Source organism: Mesorhizobium sp. M4B.F.Ca.ET.017.02.2.1 (assembly GCF_003998955.1).
Classification (GTDB): Bacteria; Pseudomonadota; Alphaproteobacteria; order Rhizobiales; family Rhizobiaceae; genus Mesorhizobium; species Mesorhizobium abyssinicae.
This window is the reverse complement of the sequence record NZ_RZOF01000738.1, coordinates 1-386: the sequence shown is the minus strand read 5'-3', so window position 1 is coordinate 386 and position 386 is coordinate 1. Positions and strand designations below refer to the sequence as shown.

The 386-nt window shown below is 70.7% G+C and carries 1 protein-coding gene; it reads right to left on the bottom strand.

Translation table 11 applies throughout. The annotated features are described in order from the left end of the window. Positions 1-85: 85 nt before the first annotated feature. The coding region (locus EN738_RS35125; protein ID WP_145967080.1) for an EamA family transporter at positions 86-386 on the bottom strand (301 nt) is incomplete at its 5' end.

The following is a 386-nucleotide window of genomic DNA, read 5'->3' as shown; positions in this document are numbered from 1 at the left end:
ATGCTGGACGCGCCGGAGCTTCGCAAGCAGCTGGTCGAGCTGATCTGCGCTTACCTCTCCGCAACGCGGACAGGATGATCGCCGCTCACGCCTGATAGCCGAGGCAGATGGCGCCGAGCGCGACGACGGCGCAGGCGCCGACGCGGCGCGGCGTCAGTTGCTCACCGAGGAAGAACCGGCCGATGAAGGCGGCGAAGACGACGCTGGTTTCGCGGATGGCGGTGATCGGGCCGGCGGGGCCGAGCGCGAAGGCGGCGACCACCACGCCGTAGGCAAGCAGCGCGAACAGGCCGCCGGCCAGCGCCTTGCGGGTTTCCGGCGCGCTGAAGTCGACGATGAGCCTGCCGCGCAGCGCGACGAAGGTGACTGGCAGCAAGGCGCTGGCC